This is a genomic window from Flagellimonas baculiformis (genome assembly GCF_033441575.1).
GTDB classification, from domain to species: Bacteria; Bacteroidota; Bacteroidia; order Flavobacteriales; family Flavobacteriaceae; genus Flagellimonas; species Flagellimonas baculiformis.
Window position 1 is genome coordinate 1 of the sequence record NZ_JAUZVW010000011.1, and the last position, 21,377, is coordinate 21,377.

A 21,377-nucleotide genomic window follows, 5' to 3' on the forward strand; every position below is an offset into this window, starting at 1 on the left:
GAACAATTCCCAGTCCTTGACATCAAAATGGTTCTATTCTTTTCTTACGCTGTCTATTGCAATATGTATATGAACTTTTTCTCTTTTTCCCCCGGTAAACACCTCTCGACCCTTCCCGGAGCGCCCTGCCTTATCAGCTAAGCGGGTGCAAATATAAGAACGTTATTCCGACTCCGCAAAATGTTTTCACGTATTTTTTTGAAATAAAATTTCATAAAAATGTAAGTGCTTGTTTTTCAACATTGACATTTTCAAACTCCCTAAAATTTTTATGAAAAGAAATTCCAGACCAACCCAAATCGGATCACAAAATCACGATAGGGATAGTTGGGTGCAGAATAATAATTGGGCTGGGAAAAGATGGAATTCAGGTGTTCCGCCTTCAAATAAATCCTTGTTTGCCTCACTTTGGCATTTATAAAGATATCCAATAACGGATATCCTCCCAACTCTTCATTGTTCTGTATGTAAAACTCCCCTAGCAGCGGGTTGAAGGCATTCATATGGTAGGCGGTAAAATATTTGAAGGTGACCCCTGTCTGTAAGAACATCGCCTTTTTGAACACATCACTGGAAAAATATAATGTGTTCCTTGTCACCAACTCGGGCAGGTTCAATACTTGGTTGTCCTGTGTAACATTTTGGTACATGACCGTGTTCATGAGTGCCCACTTGCGCCATTTGATTTCCTTGGCGTATTTCAACTTTAGGTGGTTTACAGTGCCGGATTCTTGAAACGGCCTCACAAATGCTGTTTCCTGCGCATTGTCTATTTGCTCCTGCGTGGCCGTTGAAGCGAAGTAGGTGTAGTTGTCCAATGTGCTGTACTGTGCCTCCAAAAGTCCGTAATTCTTTGATTCGAAACTGAATTTGATGGTCTTTGCCCTTATATTTTCAAAAGTGTCATTGTTCTGCCAATTGAAGTTCCTATAATCACTTTGGTACAGCAGATAGTTGAAATTGGGCATGCGCGAGGAGGCATTTATAGTACCGGTGACAACATAATTGTCATTTATCCTGTAACGGACCATCCCATCAAAGTTATTGCCCGTGAGCTCCCCTGAAACGGTATAGTTGACATTTCCTTTCAAAAACAAAGGTCCTATCCTATTGGAGTAGGCTCCGCCGACCGATATTTCCTGTCCGTCCAATTTGTTTTGGATGGTTTGCTCCTCGGTAATCAGCAAGCTATTGAAAAAATAGTTGTAATTGTACAGGGCAATGTTCCCGGACAATTTCCCCAAGGTCTTGTTCGAAAACTCCACGCTTCCTTTATTGAACATGGTCTTCAGCCTTGCCCGGTCCTCAATGGGAACCAAAAACGGGTCTTCACCAAAGGCATCGTTCTGGGCGGTCTGGTTAAAATCATACAGCTTGGTCTCATAGGCAAATTCATGGCCTATGGCCAAAGTGGTGGGATCCGTATCCGTGGAATCCTTTTTATGGTTGACCAGTTTCAACTTATGATCAAAAAAATAGCGCTTACCCAAGATGCGATTTTCGGCATTGGTGTAGAGCAGATCAATTTTTGCCCTATCCTGAAAATCATCATCATCTCCCTCGAACTGACTCCTGTCCGACAAGCCACCACTTTCCTCATCTTCGAGCTCCTGCGCCGCTATGTGCCCCCTAAGTCCATATCTGCCGTTTTGTGTCTCATAATTGAACGTAAACCTAAACTTGCCGTCCTGGGCCTGCTCATACCTATATTTTCCCAAAGACCGGAAACCAGTATACGCCACAGAAGCATTGAATTTTTTTGAAAGATTGAATGTGAGCAATGCATCCAAAAACTGGCCCTGCTCCATCGTTGTTTTGAACATGAGCTCTGTCATTGGCGTAGGGACATTATAATAGGGAATGTCTTCCTTTTCAAAATACCCCAAGTGCTCTGCTTCTGCGCCCATCCTTGGATAGTAGGACACGGAGGAGAAATCCTTTCCCAATTCGTTGTACTGTTGCCCCATATTGGCAAAGGGCATGAGTTCGAAATCGTCCTTTCTAAGGTAATTGTACTTGTATTCCTTATATATGGTAAGCGTGGTATCCAAATAAGTGGTGTCCCTCTGGTAAGATATGATCTTGTAATCCCTTATGGTCACCGAATCCACTTGCTTGGCCTGGGGGGGATTTCCTTTAGGCTTTAATTTTTTGGTCTGGATGGAATCCATTTTTGCGGAGCTCCGCCGTTTCACCTGCAATGTGTCCGTTTGAAGCACTTTGATGGAGTCCACCTCCTTTTGGGGCGGGAGGGAGTCTTGCTGTGCGGATGCACTGAATACTATTATAAAGAAAAAAAATAAAAGACAATACTTCATGTTTCCGACCTAGACTTGGGCAAAGGTATATTTTTTGCAGAACAGAAAAACAGGACAAAAGCGAATATATTCATAAAATGGACACCATAGGCCCATGTCAATTAAAATCAATTTCAGTGCCACTACATTTTAATCAAGATACTTCACAATGACAACCCTAGGATTAAAGACGAAAAAAGGCCGGTAAAACCGGCCTTTTCAATATCATAAATCCCTTTCTTAATGGAAGGGCAATACTTGGTCTGAGCTTTTGTTTGATACCAAAACTTCATTCAAATCTATTGCAGTGGTAGCCACACCTGCGTCAGCATCATATGTAATAGCATCCAAATCGGCAACAACACTGGCAATAAAGGATGGTATCACGGCAACAGTGCTGGGATCTCCTTCAGAAACATTATCATTTTGGAAAATCTCGTTTTCATTGATTACGAGCTTAACACCCATATCCACAAACCTCAAGCCTTCCGCTATGAATATTTCCTGTCTTGTTCTATAAAGCAATACCAAAGCAGCATCATTATTTGCCATACCAGCTATGTCAGCAGGAGTCAAAGAGGTTCCGGAAACTGAAGGCACATCCACGTTACCTGCCTGCCTGTCCAAAACAAGTCCGGACCTACCATTTACAATTACAGAAGCGTTGTCAGGTCTTGTTCCAGGATTTCTTTCGGTTCTTCCTTCCGCCCCATCATCAATATTCCTTACCTCTCTAGTATCCACTAAATCCAACAAATCTTCCAAATTGGCCTGTGCCGCAGGAACATTTCCATCGGCAAGATTGGCCTCTGCCAAAATCAAGTAGGCTTCTTCGGCCTTCAAGTAGTGTACAGGAGCATCAACTTCATCATCTATTCTAGAATATTTTGGATCCAAGAAATCCAATGTAGGCAATGGTTGAAGATCATCAAAAGTTCCTCGACCAAACAAAGCATCGTCCATTGTATTGGTAGGACCATTCTTTTGATCAAACTTGACAGTTCTTGAAAATGTATCATCCAAAGCCAAAGCGGCGTTTGCCGAAGCTACTGCTTCGGTCTTATTTCCTAGATAGTAATAAGCCCTGGCCCTAGCCAAATGATACTCTGGCTTGGCTGATGTAGCTATGGCCGCATTAAACGACTCTATTGCTGATTGCAAGTTTTCTGCCGAGCTGATTGGCACACCAAGCGTCTCCTGTGGCAATGCGGAGAAATACATTCCTGCCAATAATCTTGACAATCCAAGATAAAAATTGAATTCAGCTTCCAATTCTGCAGTATATTCAGGATCATTAGGTCCTACCTCTTCCAATCCGAAAATTGCCATTTTTGCAATTCTGGCAATCTGATTTTGTGCGTCACGAATATCTGGATCAGTAGTCCTAATATCCAGGTCATCCAAAAATTGGTTGAAGAAGGTCTGTGTATTCACATAGTTATCAGAACCCAATTCGGCTAGAATAAGGGTCTCGTTGAATGCGTTGGCCAACTGTCTTTCCAAACCTGTCGCCCATATTGTCGCAGAGTTTGGCTGCCCCACAACTGAAGATTCCGAAAGATTGGGGTTTTCCACATCAGTGAAGTTGACCACATCCTTAAAATCCCCGGTACAACCTACCAAAAGTAAAATTGCACCAAATTTTATCATTATTTTTTTCATGTTCTTATACATTTAAAATTGAAATTTAAGGGAGCTCATGTAAACTCTTGGCATAGATTCCGTGCCATAAGCAAAACCACCACTGGCAAAACCATTCTGCGCCCCAATACCAGAACCTGTTGTTTCTGGGTCAAAGTTACCAGCTGTCCAGTTAAATGGGTTTGTAACAGACAGACCGAAGGTAACATTGCTGAACGGTTTCAACATATCACCAAAGCTGTACGATGCTCCCAAATTTCTTACTTTGAAGAAATCACTGTCATACGTCACAAAGTTAACGTAATTGAAAGGCGAGGTTTGTCCATACAACTCCTCTGGTATGCCTTCTCCATCAACACCGTTCAATACTCTCAACAAGAAGCTCAAATCCACAATTTTCCCTCCAAACTGATAATCTCCAGAAGCAAAGAAATTGAAATTGCCCCATGAATAGTTCAAACTGACCGAACCGAAATTTGGAGCAAAAGTTTTCCCTAGAAAACTGTTGGGCTCAAAAGCATATGTGCCATCTTCTTGAAGAACTGCTTTGGTTCCTCGTAAGTAACCCAGACTTTGTCCTTCTTCTACCCAAGAGCCAGCAACCGTGAATCCACCAACAACAAATGGCGCCGCACCACCGGAGCTTTTCACCAAGTTATCGTTTGTATTATAGGATACACTTAGCTTCAATTGGTGTTTTTCTGTTTGGACCAACCATGCATCCATTGCAAATTCCCATCCAGAGTTCTCAATCTCACCAATGTTTTGGATTTGGTTCAAAAGCCCTGAGGAAGGTGGTTGCGTTGGCGTAAACAAAGCGTCTTCTGTAATTGCTTTATATCTTGTACCGCTCAAGTTTAGTCTATTGGTAAAAAAGCCTAATTCCAAACCAAATTCAGTGGTCTTTACTGTCTCAGAAATCAAATCTGGGTTTCCAGGTTGATCGAACCTAAACGCTGGTTGTCCCAAGAAAGATTCCAAGGCAAAGGTTCTGTCTTGAGAAAAAGGGCGGGCAAAGTTGGTCGCCTCCCCATAGTTGGCCCTCAATTTAACCGTCGATAACACATCATAAATTCCACTCTGCCTGTAAAAATCATGATCCGACACATTATATGTCACACCAACCTTAGGCAGGAACAACGCCTCTGTATCCGATCCAGCTGCGGTATTGGCATCCAATCTACCTCCCAATTCCACAAAGGCCACATCGTACAACCCTATATTTTCCAAGAAGTACAATCCGTAGTTGGCATTTTCCAAAACATAGTCTCCAGCCGTAACCGTAGGGAATTGATTGATAGACCTAGTGCCATCAACACCTCCTGATCCGTCAACTCGGGTTTGCCTATCAGCCGTTCTAAAGAATTGACCACCTACAATGGTCACAAAGGAAAAATTATCAAGATCGGCCTTGTGAGTCAAGTTAATGTCAGCAGTTGCCGTAAATGAATTCCTTATCATCCTAGTAAACGACGCTTGATCAGTAGTACCTTCAACAACTGCATCCATTGCAATCAACATTGCATTGGTGTCATTCCGTTCTTGGGTTGTTGTCCTATAATCAATACCCACAGTCGCATTGGCCTGGAGGGCATCGTTAAAATCATATATAAACTTATTGGAAGCAGTCAAGCGATTGGTCACACTTTGTATATCAACCAAACTTCCTATCAATCGGGCCCTATCTCTCTCAACAATCCATTCTTCCTCCGTCAACTCGTCCAAATTACCTCTAGCACCGTTTTCAAAATTTGAAAATCTAGAAAAACTTGTATTAGCATTAAAATCCAAGTTGGATTCAAAGCCAACATAGGAGAATGAACCTTGGTACTTTAATTTATCGGTTACCTGAGCTCCCAAACCAAAAGTAAAGCTTCTCTTCACTTGTTTGTTCAAGTCATTGAACGAGTCGTCCACATACAGGCTACCTCCAAAGTTATAAGTGAATTTTTCAGAACCTCCACTAATACCAATTCTATATTCTTGAGAAAGTCCTGGCTCAAAGATGGCCTCTTTGGTCCTTTCATACCTTAGGTAATCTGAAGTGGCTTTAATAACCCCCAAATTACTCTCAAAGAAAACGGTTGATTTACCAGCTTTACCTTTTTTAGTGATGATCTGAATGACACCGTTGGCCGCATCCGCACCATACAAAGTTGTCGCGGCACCACCTTTAATGTATTCGATTCTCTCAATGGACTCCATAGGTATATCCGCCATGGCTGAAATGTTGGCACCCCCCGTGCCGATACCTTGGTTCGGATTGGAGTTAAGGTTATCTACACGGATTCCGTCAACAATAATTACAGGAGTAGACGATGAAGCTGCCGAAATTGGCCCTCGTGTCCTAATAATGGACGCCGTACCTGGTTGTCCAGAACTCAATCGTATCTGTGCACTAGGAGTAGTAGATTGCAGCAATTGGTCAATTTGATTTGCCGGAAGCCTATCAATTTCCTCCGCATCGAGCACGTCTACCGTGGTAGATAGTTTTCTTCTAGCTATACCGGAACCCTGACCTGTTACGATAACTTCTTCCAAGGCCTGTGCATCCTCTTCCATCTGCACATTGATGGTAGTAGATGCCCCTACCGTTCTTTCCACCGTCTTCTGGCCAATGTAGCTGAACCGCAACACCTGACCGGTGCTGGCCGTGACAGAATAATTACCATCAAAATCTGTTTGTGTTCCCTGCGCAGTTCCCACTACCACAATGGAGACACCAGGAAGCGGCAAACCACCTTGGTCAGTCACATTTCCTGAAATAGTTTTCTCTTGTCCGTAAGAGAAAGATATGCACAACACCAATAATGGTGTTAGCATCCATGCTAACTTAGCTCTCATTTATTTCATTTTTTGAATTAGTCGATCCAAAAATCAATATAAAAAGTTAATATTCAAAAAAATTAACAAGTTTAAATGCTATATCACAGAAGAAATTTTACCATTTATTTTTTTAAAATTAACATATTAACCCAGCACACATCACTGTTTATCAACAGTATAATAAAATTTTTAACAAATTATTTACAAACTTGTTATTTCTTAATGAATTTATGTTAATTATTTAAGACATATGTTAAAATCTTATTACAAAAATATTCTTGAAGCAGGAACGGATGAAGCCGGAAGGGGCTGTTTGGCAGGTCCTGTGACCGCAGCTGCCATCATTCTGCCCGAAGGCTTCTCAAATGATATCCTGAACGATTCCAAGCAGTTATCTCAACCCAAACGCGATGTCCTCAGGGAAATCCTGGAACAGCAGGCTGTCTCTTTTTCCGTATGCCATGTATTTCAGGATGAGATCGATGAGATCAACATCTTGAACGCCTCCTTTTTGGCCATGCACCGGGCATTGGATGCCATGACAAAAACCCCTTCCTTTATATTGGTGGACGGAAACCGCTTCAACCCCTACCCCAACATTGGCCATGAATGTATCGTGAAGGGCGATGGGAAATACATGAGCATTGCCGCGGCATCCATACTGGCCAAAACCCATAGGGATGAATACATGGCCAAAATCCATGAGGAATTTCCCATGTACAATTGGAAAAAGAACAAAGGCTACCCCACCAAGGAACACCGGGAAGCCATAAAACAATACGGACTAAGCCCCTATCATCGAAAAAGCTTCAGACAACTCCCCGAACAATTGACACTGGATATTTAAAAATCCTAACTTTGTTTGAAACTTCGGCGATGAGATTTAAGATATGGTTCTGCTTGCTCACCGTTTTGACCCTTTCTTGCAACAAAGAGGTCAAGACCAAGGATTCACTATTGGAGTACCTCCCCCCCGACCCCACATTGGTCATCAAGATCCAAAACCTATCCAATTTTAAGAGCGAGTTGAAGAACAACTCTTTTTTGACCAAGATCAAGGGGCTTTCCATTTATGAAGGACTTTGGACAAAACTGGAACAGCTAGGATATATGTCCACCAAGGCGACCTGTCTTTTAGCATTGTACGAGGTAGGCAAGGACAACTATGACTTTGTTATGGTCGCCCCGAACAATCCCGATATTTTCAATCTGGAAAAAGTGACGGACAAGACCGTGGAAACCTTGACCTACCAGAACACCTCCATTACCAAATATACCCTGGGCGCAAATGAGATCTATAGCGTGGTCGAAGGACAGCAAATACGGATGGCCTCTTCCCTGCTGCTCATGGAAAACATGATACGGACGAAAGATACCGGCCCCATCAACCCAACTTTGAGAAAGCTCTACGAGACCACATCGCCCAACAAATCGGCCACCTTTTTCCTGAACCTGGATGAAAACCCCTCTCTTCTTTCATTCAAGGACGACAAAGCCAAAAAACCATTGTCCGAATGGGTATCCTTGGATTTCAGCGCAAATTCCGATAAGGTGAGCCTCAATGGCATTGCCATGGCACCGGATTCCACCAAAAACTTCATCAACCTGTTCAAAGGGACATCGCCCTTGGCCAACAAAACGCCCCAGTATGCCCCTATGAACACCCAGGCGTTGATCTCTTACACTTTTGACGATTACCAGGTCTTCGCCAAAAACCAGAATACCTATTTGGACAGGACCAAAGTGGTGGATTCTCTTTTCAACACCATAGAGGAAGTGGGCATCGTCTATCTGAACAACCAAAAAGTGGTATTGCTGAATTCCTTTGGCACCGAAAGCCTCTATGATTTTCTTGACAGCGGCAAGACTTCTTCCGACTCCTATCAGGGAAGCGAGGTCTTGGGGGTACAGGACAAAAATTTCCTGACAGGGGCATTTGCGCCTTTGGTCAAGGACTTTGAATCCAACTTCTGCACCATTCTGGAAAACAGTTTCATTTTTGCAGAGGAAATAGAGCCTTTGCAGACGGTGATCAGCAATTACAAAAGTGGGGCTTCCTTTACCAATTCCACTCTCTACAAAACAGCGAAGGCACCGCTGGCCAACGAGTCCAGTATCCTATTCATATCGGGCGATTCGGGCATCGACTTTTTTGCCGAACAGGATCTGGCACCTGAAGTGGCCGAATCCATCAAAAAAACGGAGCTCGATGAATATGCCATTGCTTCCCAACTTGTAGCGGATACCGATTTTGCCCATTTCAATATACTGGCCTCCAAAATAGGCACGGTACAGGAAAGCAATACGGTCTCACCCCTTTTCACCCTTGAACTGGACACCGACCTGGCCCTAGATCCGCAGTTTGTGAAGAACCATAGGACCAACAAACAGGAAATCGTGGTGCAGGACAAAAACAATGTGCTCTACCTGATCTCCACAGAGGGCAAAGTGCTCTGGACCAAAAAGCTGGATAGCCGGGTCCAAGGCCCCATCCAACAAGTGGACATTTACAAAAATGGAAGGTTGCAATTGGCGTTTTGCACCAATGATCAATTTATGATCGTGGACCGCAACGGAGAAGATGTACCGCCTTTCAAGATCGATTTTGAAGGAGGCAACCTGAATCCGTTGGCCATTTTTGACTATGATGGCCGAAAGGATTACCGGTTTGTGATCACCCAAGGGAAAAAGGTGTTCATGTACAATAACCAAGCGAAGATCGTGAGTGGCTTCACCTTTACGGAAGCCCCCAGCAACATTTTGGGCGCTCCAAAACATTTTCGGGTGGCGAACAAGGATTATCTGGTCTTCAAACTGGAGGACAATACCTTAAAGATATTGCACCGTGCAGGAGGCGAACGCATCAAAGTGGCCGAAAAAATCGATTTTTCCACCAACGAGGTATTCCTCTATAAGAACAAATTTTCGGTGACCAATACCGATGGGGTACTGCATCAGATAGACACCAAAGGACAATTGACGGCGACCAATTTCAACATGAACAAGGACCATGGCATGTATGCCACCAGCAACACCCTGGTATTCATGGACGACAATATCCTCAGCATCAGGGGCAAGAAAGTGGAACTGGACCTGGGCGTATATACCAAGCCCAAAATATTCTACATCTACGACAAGATCTATGTGGGCGTAACCGACATCCAGAACCAAAAAATCCATCTCTATGACAGCCAGGCGGAACCCATTTCCGGTTTTCCCGTATATGGAAGCTCGCTCATGGACCTCACGGATATGGACAATGACAAAAAACTGGAATTGGTGGCCAAGGACCAGGACAATTCCTTGATCGTGTACAAAATGAACTGACCCCGGAAACAACCCACACAATTCTGCATGCAACACACACACTTTTGTGCTTATAAAAAACTCCATGGCAGTACTTTGTGGAGGAATACTATTTACTCAACTAAAAAACACTATTGAATGAAAACCTCCAACAGACCCCTCTATTGCTTGATTTTGGCACTTATGGTTGGGGCAAGTATGAATGCGCAATTTCTTAAAAAATTGGCCAAAAAGGCCGAAAGTGCCGCGGAACGCACCATTGAGCGCCGAGTGGAAAATGAAACTTCCAAAAAAACAGACCAGGCCCTGGACAGCATCCTCGAACCTGGCTCTGGCGGAAATGAGGCCCCGGATACCACTCCTCAGGGAAACGGATCGCCCTCTAACACCAGCAACTCCGGCACAGGAAAGTCTGGGCAGCCTACGGCCAAATCCATTACCGTTTACAGCAAGTTTGATTATGTGCCCGGGGACAAACTTTTGTTCTTCGATGATTTCGCCGATGATTTTATTGGTGACTTTCCTTCCAAGTGGAACACCAACGGCAGCGGCGAGGTGGTCACCATCAACCAATCGCCACAAAGGTGGATGGAACTCGTCCCTGGATATGGCATCTATTACCTCCCCAACATGCCCGATCTACCCGAGGAGTACACCATTGAATTTGACCTGCTGACCAACGGCATAGACGGCCAAACTTCCTCAACGGCAGGCATTGAGCTGTTCTTGAGCGACGACAAGAACTTCGAAAAGGGGGACCATCATGTAGAGGTTTTCATCCCCGTGGGCCAGTATGCCCTGTTCAGTATCGGTTTGAGAAACTATATCCGTGGTGAGGGATCATTGATCAACAGCGATGTAAAGGCCGATATCCGGAAAGCGGTGCTCAACCAGCCACACATCTCCATTGCGGTGAACAAGGCCAGGTTCAGGCTGTGGGTGAACGAGGAAAAATATGTGGACATCCCCAAAATGGTCCCAGAGAACAAGATCACCACCCTAAAGTTCAATGTGAACGGACTGAAGGATGTCAAGGAACAGATCTTTATCAGCAACCTGAAAGTGGCCGAAGGCGGGGTGGACCTCCGAAGAAAGCTCATTTCCGAAGGAAAAGTTTCTACCAATGGTATTCTTTTTGACGTAGGCTCGGCCAACATCCAGCCCCAGTCCATGGGCATCATCCTACAGATATCCCAGGTCCTGAAACAAGAGACCACAATGAAGCTCAACATTGTGGGGCACACGGATTCCGATGGTTCCGATGAGAACAACCTGAAACTTTCCAAAGAGCGGGCCGAAGCCGTTAAAAATGCACTGGTATCCGTGTATGGTATTCCTGCTGACCGCCTGACCTCCGAAGGAAAAGGGGAGAGCGCCCCGGTCGGGGACAACAGCACCCCTGCAGGAAAGGCCCAGAACCGAAGGGTCGAATTCATCAAAATCTAAATAAACAACCAAAACATGAAACACTATTTTCTCTTGCTCGCCGCCGTATGTTTTACGGTCGGGACAACCATGGCGCAATCCAGTTGCAGCCAATATTACCCTTTGGTGGAAGGGACCTCCCTACAGTACACCAACTACGATAAAAAAGGAAAGGAAGATGGACAGATGGATTACAAGGTCACCAATGTGACCGAATCTGGCGATACCGTTTCCGCCACCATGGTGCTCGAGTTTTCAGACGATAAGGGGAACACCTATACCTCCGATTACGGCATCAGCTGTGATGGAAACGTGGTGCGCATCGACTTCAAATCTTTGATGAACGAACAGATGATGAGCCAGTTCGGGGATGTAGAAATGGACATCAGCGGAACCGACGTGGAGCTACCCAATGACCTTTCCGTGGGCCAGGCACTACCCGACAGCAATGTGAACCTCAAAATGAAAATGGGCGGTGCCGTGAACATGAACATGAACGTGGAGACCATCAATCGAAAGGTGGAGAAAAAGGAGAACCTCACCACTCCGGCGGGCACTTTTGACTGCTACGTGATCTATAGTGAGACCCGTACCAAAATGATGATGGGCAACCAGACCATGCCGTCGCGCATTTGGTTGGCCGAGGGGGTGGGTATGGTAAAACAGGAATCCTACAACAAAAGCGGCAAACTGATGGGCAGTACTGTACTGACGCAGCTCAGCAGATAACATCCGGTAGTATTGAAACAAAAAACCGAGGCTTGCACCTCGGTTTTTTGTCTGTTTTATGGTGTTGTACTTATTGTTCTAAGATATGATTCATTTTTAATTATATCGACCTATAAGTGAAGTTAGCGAGAAAAAAATTAAAATGCACTCTGAGAACTATGATCATCTTTTACTGATTTTGGCATCTATATGGATTTTTTTTGAAGGCTTTATCCCATACTTGGGCAAATGCAGAAATAGATTTATGATTTCGGTATTGAATTTTATCAAACACATATGTTCTTCACTCCGAAAAGCCTCCATGTTCTCATTAAAGAATACTTTATATTCTTTGAAAGACATGTTCTTGATTCTAGGTTCAAAAAACGGTGTTGGCAAAGTCGTTTTACTGGAAGGTGACGATATGGACATAGTTGCACCTTCGGGGTAACTGTTTACATCACCCGGGGCTGCGCCAATTCCTACCCCACCTTCCTTGCCGACAACGGGAAAATTGTCATCTGTTAGGTTACTGTATGCTAAATTTTTCAATACATTTTTATCTCCCTTTAACAAAACATAGTTTTTGCCATATTCCAGAATCTTAATCATTTTGCTCCCTATCTTGATTGATGAATCTTGCCCTAGGCTTATTTTGTGATTTTCATAACCCGTCAACAATCTGAACTGTAAGTCAACGTGTCCTTTTATAGCCCCAAATCCTAAGTTCTTCAAGTAAAAAACCTGACAGCTCACATTGGCCCCGCCTCCTTGGGGATAGCCCAAGGAATCTCTTAAAACAATCTCTTTATTATTGGAATCCGTAAGTTGATGTTCAACAATTTTCAATTGGCTTTTTGGTAGTTTCACATCTTTTCCAGATGTGATTTTCAATTCTATAAATTGCTGCACCCTGTTTCCTATGCCCATCCCCGGGTAGGACAATTCAGCGATACTCACGTCATATTCCAAATCGTCTACATCCAATACAAGATTCTCTTGAATTGGCCCGTCATAATATACAACCTGTGCCACGGTATCGATTTCATAATCCTTTGAATATTTGTCCAGCGAAAACAACCCAAGATTCACATTGTATAGGATTGGCAATTGACTTTCAAGCACTTCTTTATCCGAAAATTCTTGGGCACAAGTCAATGCAGGTATAGAAATGAAAAGTAAGAGCAACTTATAGTTCATAAGCAAATTCGGTCTTTGTCAATATATTCAATATTACTTGGATCTATAAACGTGAGGCTGCTACTTATCATAGCAAGTTTACAAGGAGAAAGATAGTAAACAATCCGGAATGCCTAAACCCCAGTAGCCGTTTCCCTAACCAGTTCCGCTTCAAAAAGAGTGGCAAAGTGCTTTAGCAGCTTGGCTTTCACTTCCTCCACATCCACCTCTTTCTGGCCCAACTCCACATTCAGCGAGGTCACTGCCTTGTCCCTGATGCCACAGGGGATCATCAGGTCAAAATAGCCCAGGTCGGCGTTCACATTGAGGGCAAAACCGTGCATGGTCACCCAGCGGCTCGCGCGCACGCCCATGGCGCAGATCTTTCGGGCAAAGGGAGTGCCCACATCCAGCCACACCCCGGTCTCCCCTTCGGAACGTTCGGCCTTCAGTCCATATTCCGCTAGGGTCAGGATCACCATTTCTTCCAAAAACCGTAAATATTTATGGATATCCGTAAAAAAATTGTCAAGGTCCAGAATGGGGTAGCCCACAATCTGCCCGGGGCCGTGGTAGGTAATGTCCCCTCCCCTGTTGATCTTGTAAAACGTGGCACCCTTGGCCTCCAGGGCCTTTTCGTCCACCAGCAAATTGCTCATGTCCCCGCTCTTACCCAAGGTATAGACATGCGGATGCTCCACGAACAGAAAATGGTTCGGGGTCTCCAGTCCGGCAGCCTCCCGTCGGTTTCGGATCTTGGTGTCCACAATGGCCTTGAAGAGGGCCTCTTGGTAGTCCCAAGTTTCCTTATACTCCTTATGGCCGAGGTCCTGTAGGGCAACTTTCTTGTTCATCCCACAAAGATACGAAGCCCTGTGGAGGAAAACTAGTCCTCCAACTCCACCTCAAGATCTAGCAAGGAAGGGTTCTTCATCAGCTCCAGGAAACTCACCTCATAGATCAAGGTCTTCCCATCGGCACTGAAGGTGGCCTCCTCCAAAGTGGTGGATTTTACCCTTTTGGGGAAATGGTATTTGAGCGTATAGGTTGATCCCGAAAGAAACATCTCCGCGCCCTGCAAGCTGTCCATGCTCTGCTGGAAAAGCTCCATGTTCACAATTCGGGCCGATCGGGTAAATTTGTTCTTGGTAAAAGTGTAGTCCACTTCAGTGGATTGTTCCGATGCAGGAACGGGAGACGGCTGTTGGGCCTTGTTGGATCCCATCAAGCTGGCCTCCTGAAAGGTATTGAAAGCATTGTTCATTTCACTGATATCAGAAAAATCCCCATACAGATCAAAGGTCATCACCTTTTCTTCCGGGTTCATCACCATTCGAAGGTCGAAGGGTTCCAAGCTTTTCGCTATGGCCTGCTCCTTGGGAGATAATTGGGCAATGCTGTCCTTGCGCTCTTCCAACAATTCCTTAAAGGAAATAATGGAATCCACGGCCTTCTCGTTGGTCTTGGCCATTTCCTCCCCTGCCATTTGCATCAGTTCCGACCCATCAAAATTGATGGACAGTTTGCCCGAACCATCTTCCTTCAGATGGATCTCTTCAGTGAAATTACAGGAAATGCCCAGGCCAAGGATGATGGCACCTATCAAGATTTGGATTTTTTTCATGTTGGTTTCTTTAGTTCGCTTTGTTGAGGATGACCAATGCCCCGATCACACCGGGAACCCATCCGCAAAGCGTCAAAAGTAATACAATAAGGAAAGACCCACAACCTTTCCCGATCACCGAAAGGGGCGGAAAAAATATGGCCAGCAAAACACGCCAGAAACTCATGATTTTTGATTTTGATTGATGATACCTATAAGTAGGCATTTTGGGGCTTTTGTTACATAAAACCATTACTTTTAGGAACATTTTTGAACGAAACATGCGTTTTTTTGTCCTAGCCCTGCTTTTTTTGAACACCTCTGCCCTGATGGCCCAATACCATTTTTCTGGGGAGGTTTCCAAGGAAAATGTGGGCAGTCCCATCTATTTGTCCGTGGTGGAGGATTACCGCAAATCGTCCCGCGTGTATCTGGACCAGATCGTGAAGAAGAGCATTGTGGATTCCCTGGGCCATTTTCAGTTTGAGGGGAACAACTTGAAAACGGACAACCGCATCTATCGCATCCATGTGGATGGCTGTTCCGAAGAAGGTGCCCAGCATTTTTTGGGACAGTGCAACAACAGCAAGAGCGTTCTTTTCATTGCCAACAACAAGGACACGGTACAATTTCCCACTTCTTTTGAGAACCAGGCGCTCTGTACCATTGCGTCCACCAACCCGAACTCTTCCCTGCTGCTGGAGGTGCAACTGTTGAAGGAACAAATGGCCTATGACTTTATGGAGTATCACAGCGAGGCCAACAAAAAACTGAACCTCGAAAAATGGTTCGATGTCCTCCAGAACTTTGGAAAAACGTCCCAAGAACCGCTGGCAGAGCTCTTTATCTATGATTTTTTATCGGACAAAAGGAATGAAACCTATGGTTTCTATCTTCAAAACTTGGGCAGTACGGATTATTACGACCGCCTTTCCAAAAGATTGCAATCCGCCTATCCCAATTCCAGTTTCACCCAGGAATATCTTGCGGAAATCAGTACGGACCAAGAACTGGCGAACTTCAACAAGCCCAAATCCCTGCAATGGAAATGGCCCGTTCTCATCCTTCTCTTGCTCTCCCTTCTGGGCAATGTCTATTTTTTCCTGAACCGAAAAAAAACGGCCAAGACCAAGGGCAATTCCCTTTTCCAAAGACTCACCCCACAGGAACAGAAGATCGTGCAGCTCATCCTGATGGACAAGAGCAACAAGGAGATCGCCACCGAACTTTTCGTGAGCCTGAGCACGGTGAAGACACACATCAACAACCTCTACAAAAAGCTGGACATTTCGTCCCGCGAAGAGATTGTCTCCCTCTTCAAAAAGTAAATTTCAACCCCCGGTCTAGAACCCATTTCCACCTTCACAAACCGCTTCCAAGCCTCGTTTTTATGGAATTTTCCGGCATAATCATACATCTGGAAAATCATGAAACACATTTTAACAACACTACTTATGCTATGCATTGCCATTGTTTCGGCACAAGAATTCAACCAAGAAATTGAACTGGAAAACGGCCAAAAATTATTGGTCGGAAAAATCAATCTGGACGGCCTGCAATCCGAGCCGTATAACAATTGGTTCCATAAGGGCCATAACGACTATAGTGTGGACGAGACCATGCTGAACCTATTCAAAAAGAAATTGACCAAATACGACATCAAACTCTTTTTGGGTACCTGGTGCGGGGACAGCAAACGGCAAAGCCCAAAGTTCATCAAAATCTTGGAAACGGCTGAATTTCCAATGGAACAATTGGAAATCATTGCTTTGGATTACCGAAAAGAGTTCTATAAAACCAGTCCAACTGGGGAGGAAAAGGGGTTGAACATCATCAAAGTGCCCACCATCATCTTTTTCAAAAATGGAAAAGAGGTCAACCGTATCGTGGAAAGTCCGTTGGAAAGCTTGGAGGAGGACATGGCCCAGATCCTCCTAAAAAAGTCATACACCCCCAATTATGCATATTAAACCCGGTCAAGGGAGTGAATTAAAGCGCAAAAGTGTAATTTTGCGCTTTAATTTTTTTACAGACTATGCAACTATCGGAACAAGAGATCGTTCGAAGGGAAAAATTGACCAAACTCAGGGAAATGGGCATCGACCCCTATCCAGCAGCATTGTATCCTGTGGATGCCACGACCAAGGGCATCAAGAATGATTTTAAGGAAGGGAAAAAGGTGGTGATTTCCGGTAGGTTGATGTCCCGCAGAATCCAGGGCAAGGCATCCTTTGCCGAGCTTCAGGACAGTGAGGGGCGCATTCAGGTCTATTTTAACCGGGACGAGATCTGCCCTGGTGACGACAAAGATCTGTACAATGAGGTCTATAAAAAATTATTGGACATCGGTGACATCATCGGTGTGGAAGGCGAACTGTTCACCACCCAAGTTGGCGAACAAACGGTGATGGTGAAAAACTTCACCCTGCTCAGCAAATCGTTGCGCCCCCTTCCCCTACCAAAGGTAGATGAGGACGGGACCGTGCATGATGCCTTCAACGACCCTGAACTTCGATACCGCCAACGGTATGTGGACCTTGTGGTGAACCCCCAGGTGAAGGACACCTTCATCAAAAGGACCAAGATCACCAACAGCATCCGTGAGTTTTACAACGCAAAGGGTTATTTGGAGGTGGAGACCCCCATTTTGCAACCCATTCCCGGTGGAGCCGCGGCACGTCCATTTTTGACGCATCACAATGCGCTGAACATTCCTTTGTACCTCCGTATTGCCAACGAACTGTATCTGAAACGATTGATCGTGGGTGGTTTTGACGGTGTATATGAGTTTGCCAAGGATTTCCGCAACGAAGGCATGGATCGCACCCACAACCCCGAGTTTACCGTTATGGAACTCTACGTGGCCTACAAGGATTACAACTGGATGATGGACACCACTGAAAAACTGTTGGAAAAAGTGGCCGTAGATGCCACTGGAAGCAGCAAGGTCAAGGTGGGCGCACACGATATCGAGTTCAAGGCTCCGTATCCAAGGGTCCCGATCCTGGAGGCCATCAAAATACACACGGGCCACGATGTAGCCGGCATGGATGAGGATGAACTTCGCAATACGGCCAAAACATTGGGCATTGAGGTGGACGATACCATGGGCGTGGGCAAATTGATCGATGAGATCTTTGGCGAAAAATGTGAGCACCATTACATTCAACCTACCTTCATCATCGACTATCCGAAGGAAATGAGCCCATTGACGAAAGAGCACCGCAACAATCCAAAGCTCACGGAACGTTTTGAGCTAATGGTGAACGGTAAGGAACTGGCCAATGCCTATTCCGAGCTGAACGACCCCATTGACCAGCGGGAACGTTTTGAGGACCAGCTTAAACTCTCCGAAAAAGGGGACGATGAGGCCATGTTCATCGATCAAGATTTCCTTCGTGCCTTGGAATATGGCATGCCCCCAACCTCCGGCATTGGCATCGGGATAGACCGTTTGGTGATGTTGATGACCAACAATTCCTCCATCCAAGAAGTGCTGTTCTTCCCTCAAATGCGTCCTGAAAAGAAAAAGGTGGAACTTTCCGAAGAGGAAAAAATCATCATGGACCTATTGAAACCTGTTGGCCAAATGCCATTGGGCGAACTGAAGGACAAAAGTGGTTTGAGCGGCAAAAAATGGGACAAGAGCACGAAAAACTTGGCCAAACTTGGCATTTTTGAAGTCTCCAAAACGGATGATGGGCTTTTTGCCAAAGCCAAATAACCATTTTTAAGTTTTCCCAAAAAAGCATAGCTTAGGATCCCATATGGAACTAAGCAAAAAAATAGGGCTCGTTCTGGGGCCCGTCGCTTTCTTGATATTGAACAATTTACCCTTCGAACTGGTTTCGGAAAAAGGGGATCCCGTGATTTCGGTCGCCATCTGGATGTTGATCTGGTGGATCACCGAAGCGGTTTCCATATCAGTGACGGCCCTTTTGCCCCTGCTTTTGCTGCCCATCCTGAAAATCTTGCCCATTGCGGAGGTAGGCGCCAATTATGGCAGTCCCATCGTGTTCCTCTTCTTTGGTGGATTTGTGATGGCCCTGGCCTTGGAAAAGGTCAATCTGCATAAACGAATCGCCCTGAACATCATCCGACTGACGGGGACCACGCCCAACAAGGTCATTTTGGGGTTCATGATCGCCACGGCGACCTTGAGCATGTGGATCAGCAATACCGCCAGTACCGTGGTGATGCTGCCCATAGCACTGTCCGTGATCAACCTCCTGATCAATGATGCGGACGGTTTCACCAAGAACGATGAGAACTTTGCCCTGAGCGTGATGCTCGGTATCGCCTTTTCGGCCAACGCAGGAGGGATTGCGACCGTGATAGGAACACCTCCAAACTCCGTCTTGATCGGCCTTTTGGAAAACGAGTACAATATTGAGATCTCCTTTTTGAAGTGGATGACCATCGGCCTGCCATTTTCCATCATCATGATCGGCATATCCTATCTGGTCCTGGTGAAATGGATGTTCCCCAGTCGTGGGCTCAAGTTCAATGCATCCAAAGAAGTGATCCATACCGAGCTTGAGAAACTGGGACCTACTTCAGGAAAGGAAAAGATGGTCCTGATCATATTTGGCATTACCGTGTTCCTTTGGATCTTTAGGACCTTGATCAACAATATTTTCCCACAACTGGGCCTTACCGATACCATGATCAGCATTTTTGCGGCAATTACGCTCTTCGCTATACCCTACAACATCAAAAAGGGAGATTTCATCATCGAATGGAAGGATACCTCCAAACTGGCCTGGGGCATTTTGATATTGTTCGGCGGCGGGCTTGCGCTTGCTGAGGGAATGTCCACCAGTGGAATCGTGGATATGGTGGCCAATGCCATTGCGCAAAGCGAAATCACTATCCTGTTCACGGCCACCTTGCTGATCCTGTTGATGCTCTTTATGACGGAACTGATGAGCAATGTGGCCCTAGTGGCCGTCTTGGCACCCGTTGTGGCTGGTATTGCCATAGGTTTGGATGTGCCCATCCTGTATCTGCTTATTCCCGTCACCATTGCCAGTAGCTGTGCCTTCATGCTTCCCATGGCCACACCCCCAAACGCCATCGTGTTCGCCAGTGGGTATGTGAAAATCCCTCAAATGGCCAGGGTCGGGGTCATTCTCAACCTGATTGCCGTGGGCCTATTGGTCTTGACGTTCCAGTTCGTCATTCCCATACTTTTCTAAAAAATAAATGGCCCCTCTGTCCAGAGGGGCCATTCACAAACTAACTAACTCAAAAAAATGTAAGAAACTAACTCAACCTTATGTTACTCACTCTTATCAACACTGGCTATGGAACCAGCTTTCTGATGGTACAAAGGTATGACCCCAAATTGTAAAGATTATTATAATTAGCCTTTTGTTAACGAAGGCCGGAAAAATCAGATTCGAAATATATTTTGCCCCACATTGGCATATATTGAAAAAGATATTCCCCAAGGATGTAAATATTGCACATTTCGCAATAACGCCACTTTTTTGTTGCAGATCCTTATTTTGATAGAAGCGGTGTTATTTTTTTGTTAACCAAAAGATCATCCGTCAATTTACTTCAAAAAAGGTTGGAAAAACAAAAACCCCTCAATCGAGGGGTTTTCCAGCTAACTCAAATAAGTTGTAAAATGAAAAACATTTTACTGTATTGACCCTGAGTAAGGATCAAAACCTTCAGGGAGATACTTTGACGTATCGAAGCCCAATTCCATTTCTTCATCTTCCATATAGTTGATGCCGCTTATGGCCACCACACTGGTGTAGGGGTCAAAATCTGCAGGAAGTTCGTAAGTACTGTCCAATCCCAGTTCCAGTTCGATCTCGTCCTCCACATAAGGGATGGATTTTAGATCCACATAGACCTCATAGGGCGAAAAACCCTCGGGCAGATAGTCCCACGTATTGAAGCCAAGATCCATATCCTCGTCTTCCATATAGTTGATGGAATGTACGTCCACCACCTCGGAATAAGGGTCAAAATCTGTAGGAAGATATTTTTGGGTATCAAATCCTAGACTTGGTTCAACTTCGTTTTCGAGATATATGACGGAATTCAGATCAAAATAGCTTGCATAGGGATTAAAATCCTTTGGAAGATAATCCGAGGTATCAAAACCGAGGTCTATTTCCGGCTCTTCCTCTATATACTCTATTTCATTCAAATTCAACTCATAGGTCCAATCGGACATCTCGTTGGTTGATCCACTCCAATCAGCATCGATGTTCAATGCCGTAAAATTGTTCTCCAATGTACCGACGGTCTCAGGTCTGTCCTGTACAACCACGGTTTTTTGCTGGTCGTTTGCCATGGCGGAACTACACAATAGAACACTACCATAGATGATTAATAACTTGTTCATTTTTTGATTGAATTTTTTGATTGAT

The 21,377-nt window shown here is 44.9% G+C and carries 16 protein-coding genes; 8 read left to right on the forward strand and 8 right to left on the reverse strand.

Annotation, left to right across the window (positions count from 1 at the left end):
* Positions 1 to 269: 269 nt before the first annotated feature.
* From SD450_RS14720 to SD450_RS14730, 3 genes are all read right to left on the reverse strand, one after another.
* Entirely contained in the window at positions 270 to 2,318 is a 2,049-nt protein-coding gene (locus SD450_RS14720; RefSeq protein WP_318345222.1) for a putative porin, read from the reverse strand.
* Positions 2,319 to 2,537: 219 nt separating this feature from the next.
* Complete coding sequence (locus SD450_RS14725) at positions 2,538 to 3,959, reverse strand: hypothetical protein (protein WP_318345223.1); 1,422 nt, start codon at positions 3,957 to 3,959, stop codon at positions 2,538 to 2,540.
* A gap of 12 nt (positions 3,960 to 3,971) precedes the next feature.
* Positions 3,972 to 6,782 carry a TonB-dependent receptor domain-containing protein gene (locus SD450_RS14730; RefSeq protein ID WP_318345224.1) on the reverse strand — a complete coding sequence of 937 codons (2,811 nt, stop codon included), beginning with the start codon at positions 6,780 to 6,782 and terminating at the stop codon, positions 3,972 to 3,974.
* Positions 6,783 to 7,014: 232 nt separating this feature from the next.
* Between SD450_RS14730 and SD450_RS14735 the strand changes: the two genes are divergently transcribed.
* The 4 genes from SD450_RS14735 (at position 7,015) to SD450_RS14750 (ending at position 12,224) form a co-directional block, all read left to right on the forward strand.
* Positions 7,015 to 7,611 (forward strand): ribonuclease HII, encoded by a 597-nt coding sequence (locus tag SD450_RS14735; protein ID WP_318345225.1) that lies wholly within the window; start codon positions 7,015 to 7,017, stop codon positions 7,609 to 7,611.
* A 29-nt stretch (positions 7,612 to 7,640) separates the two neighbouring features.
* The gene (locus tag SD450_RS14740) at positions 7,641 to 10,091 is read left to right on the forward strand and encodes a ribonuclease HII (RefSeq protein ID WP_318345226.1); all 2,451 of its coding nucleotides are present in this window, start codon (positions 7,641 to 7,643) and stop codon (positions 10,089 to 10,091) included.
* 117 nt (positions 10,092 to 10,208) lie between these two features.
* Positions 10,209 to 11,516 carry an OmpA family protein gene (locus SD450_RS14745; RefSeq protein WP_318345227.1) on the forward strand — a complete coding sequence of 436 codons (1,308 nt, stop codon included), beginning with the start codon at positions 10,209 to 10,211 and terminating at the stop codon, positions 11,514 to 11,516.
* 15 nt (positions 11,517 to 11,531) lie between these two features.
* Positions 11,532 to 12,224 carry a TapB family protein gene (locus tag SD450_RS14750; RefSeq protein ID WP_318345228.1) on the forward strand — a complete coding sequence of 231 codons (693 nt, stop codon included), beginning with the start codon at positions 11,532 to 11,534 and terminating at the stop codon, positions 12,222 to 12,224.
* Positions 12,225 to 12,386: 162 nt separating this feature from the next.
* Here SD450_RS14750 and SD450_RS14755 read toward each other — a convergent pair whose 3' ends face one another.
* The 4 genes from SD450_RS14755 to SD450_RS14770 all read right to left on the reverse strand — a co-directional run bounded on the left by SD450_RS14755 (position 12,387) and on the right by SD450_RS14770 (position 15,172).
* Positions 12,387 to 13,403: a hypothetical protein gene (locus SD450_RS14755; RefSeq protein ID WP_318345229.1), complete on the reverse strand. Its 1,017-nt coding sequence runs from the start codon at positions 13,401 to 13,403 to the stop codon at positions 12,387 to 12,389.
* A gap of 113 nt (positions 13,404 to 13,516) precedes the next feature.
* Complete coding sequence (gene lipB / locus SD450_RS14760) at positions 13,517 to 14,236, reverse strand: lipoyl(octanoyl) transferase LipB (RefSeq protein ID WP_318345230.1); 720 nt, start codon at positions 14,234 to 14,236, stop codon at positions 13,517 to 13,519.
* A 32-nt stretch (positions 14,237 to 14,268) separates the two neighbouring features.
* The gene (locus SD450_RS14765) at positions 14,269 to 15,006 is read right to left on the reverse strand and encodes a hypothetical protein (protein WP_318345231.1); all 738 of its coding nucleotides are present in this window, start codon (positions 15,004 to 15,006) and stop codon (positions 14,269 to 14,271) included.
* Between the two features lie 10 nt (positions 15,007 to 15,016).
* Positions 15,017 to 15,172, reverse strand: coding sequence for a YqaE/Pmp3 family membrane protein (locus SD450_RS14770; RefSeq protein ID WP_072883040.1), 156 nt, complete (start codon positions 15,170 to 15,172; stop codon positions 15,017 to 15,019).
* Between the two features lie 94 nt (positions 15,173 to 15,266).
* Here SD450_RS14770 and SD450_RS14775 point away from each other — a divergent pair, with 94 nt between their 5' ends.
* From SD450_RS14775 to SD450_RS14790, 4 genes are all read left to right on the forward strand, one after another.
* Entirely contained in the window at positions 15,267 to 16,313 is a 1,047-nt protein-coding gene (locus tag SD450_RS14775) for a response regulator transcription factor (protein ID WP_318345232.1), read from the forward strand.
* Positions 16,314 to 16,412: 99 nt separating this feature from the next.
* Positions 16,413 to 16,955, forward strand: coding sequence for a thioredoxin family protein (locus SD450_RS14780; protein WP_318345233.1), 543 nt, complete (start codon positions 16,413 to 16,415; stop codon positions 16,953 to 16,955).
* 65 nt (positions 16,956 to 17,020) lie between these two features.
* Entirely contained in the window at positions 17,021 to 18,709 is a 1,689-nt protein-coding gene (gene lysS / locus SD450_RS14785) for a lysine--tRNA ligase (RefSeq protein ID WP_318345234.1), read from the forward strand.
* A gap of 43 nt (positions 18,710 to 18,752) precedes the next feature.
* Positions 18,753 to 20,183: an SLC13 family permease gene (locus SD450_RS14790; RefSeq protein WP_318345235.1), complete on the forward strand. Its 1,431-nt coding sequence runs from the start codon at positions 18,753 to 18,755 to the stop codon at positions 20,181 to 20,183.
* Between the two features lie 449 nt (positions 20,184 to 20,632).
* Here SD450_RS14790 and SD450_RS14795 read toward each other — a convergent pair whose 3' ends face one another.
* Positions 20,633 to 21,352 (reverse strand): hypothetical protein, encoded by a 720-nt coding sequence (locus SD450_RS14795; RefSeq protein ID WP_318345236.1) that lies wholly within the window; start codon positions 21,350 to 21,352, stop codon positions 20,633 to 20,635.
* Positions 21,353 to 21,377 lie beyond the last annotated feature (25 nt).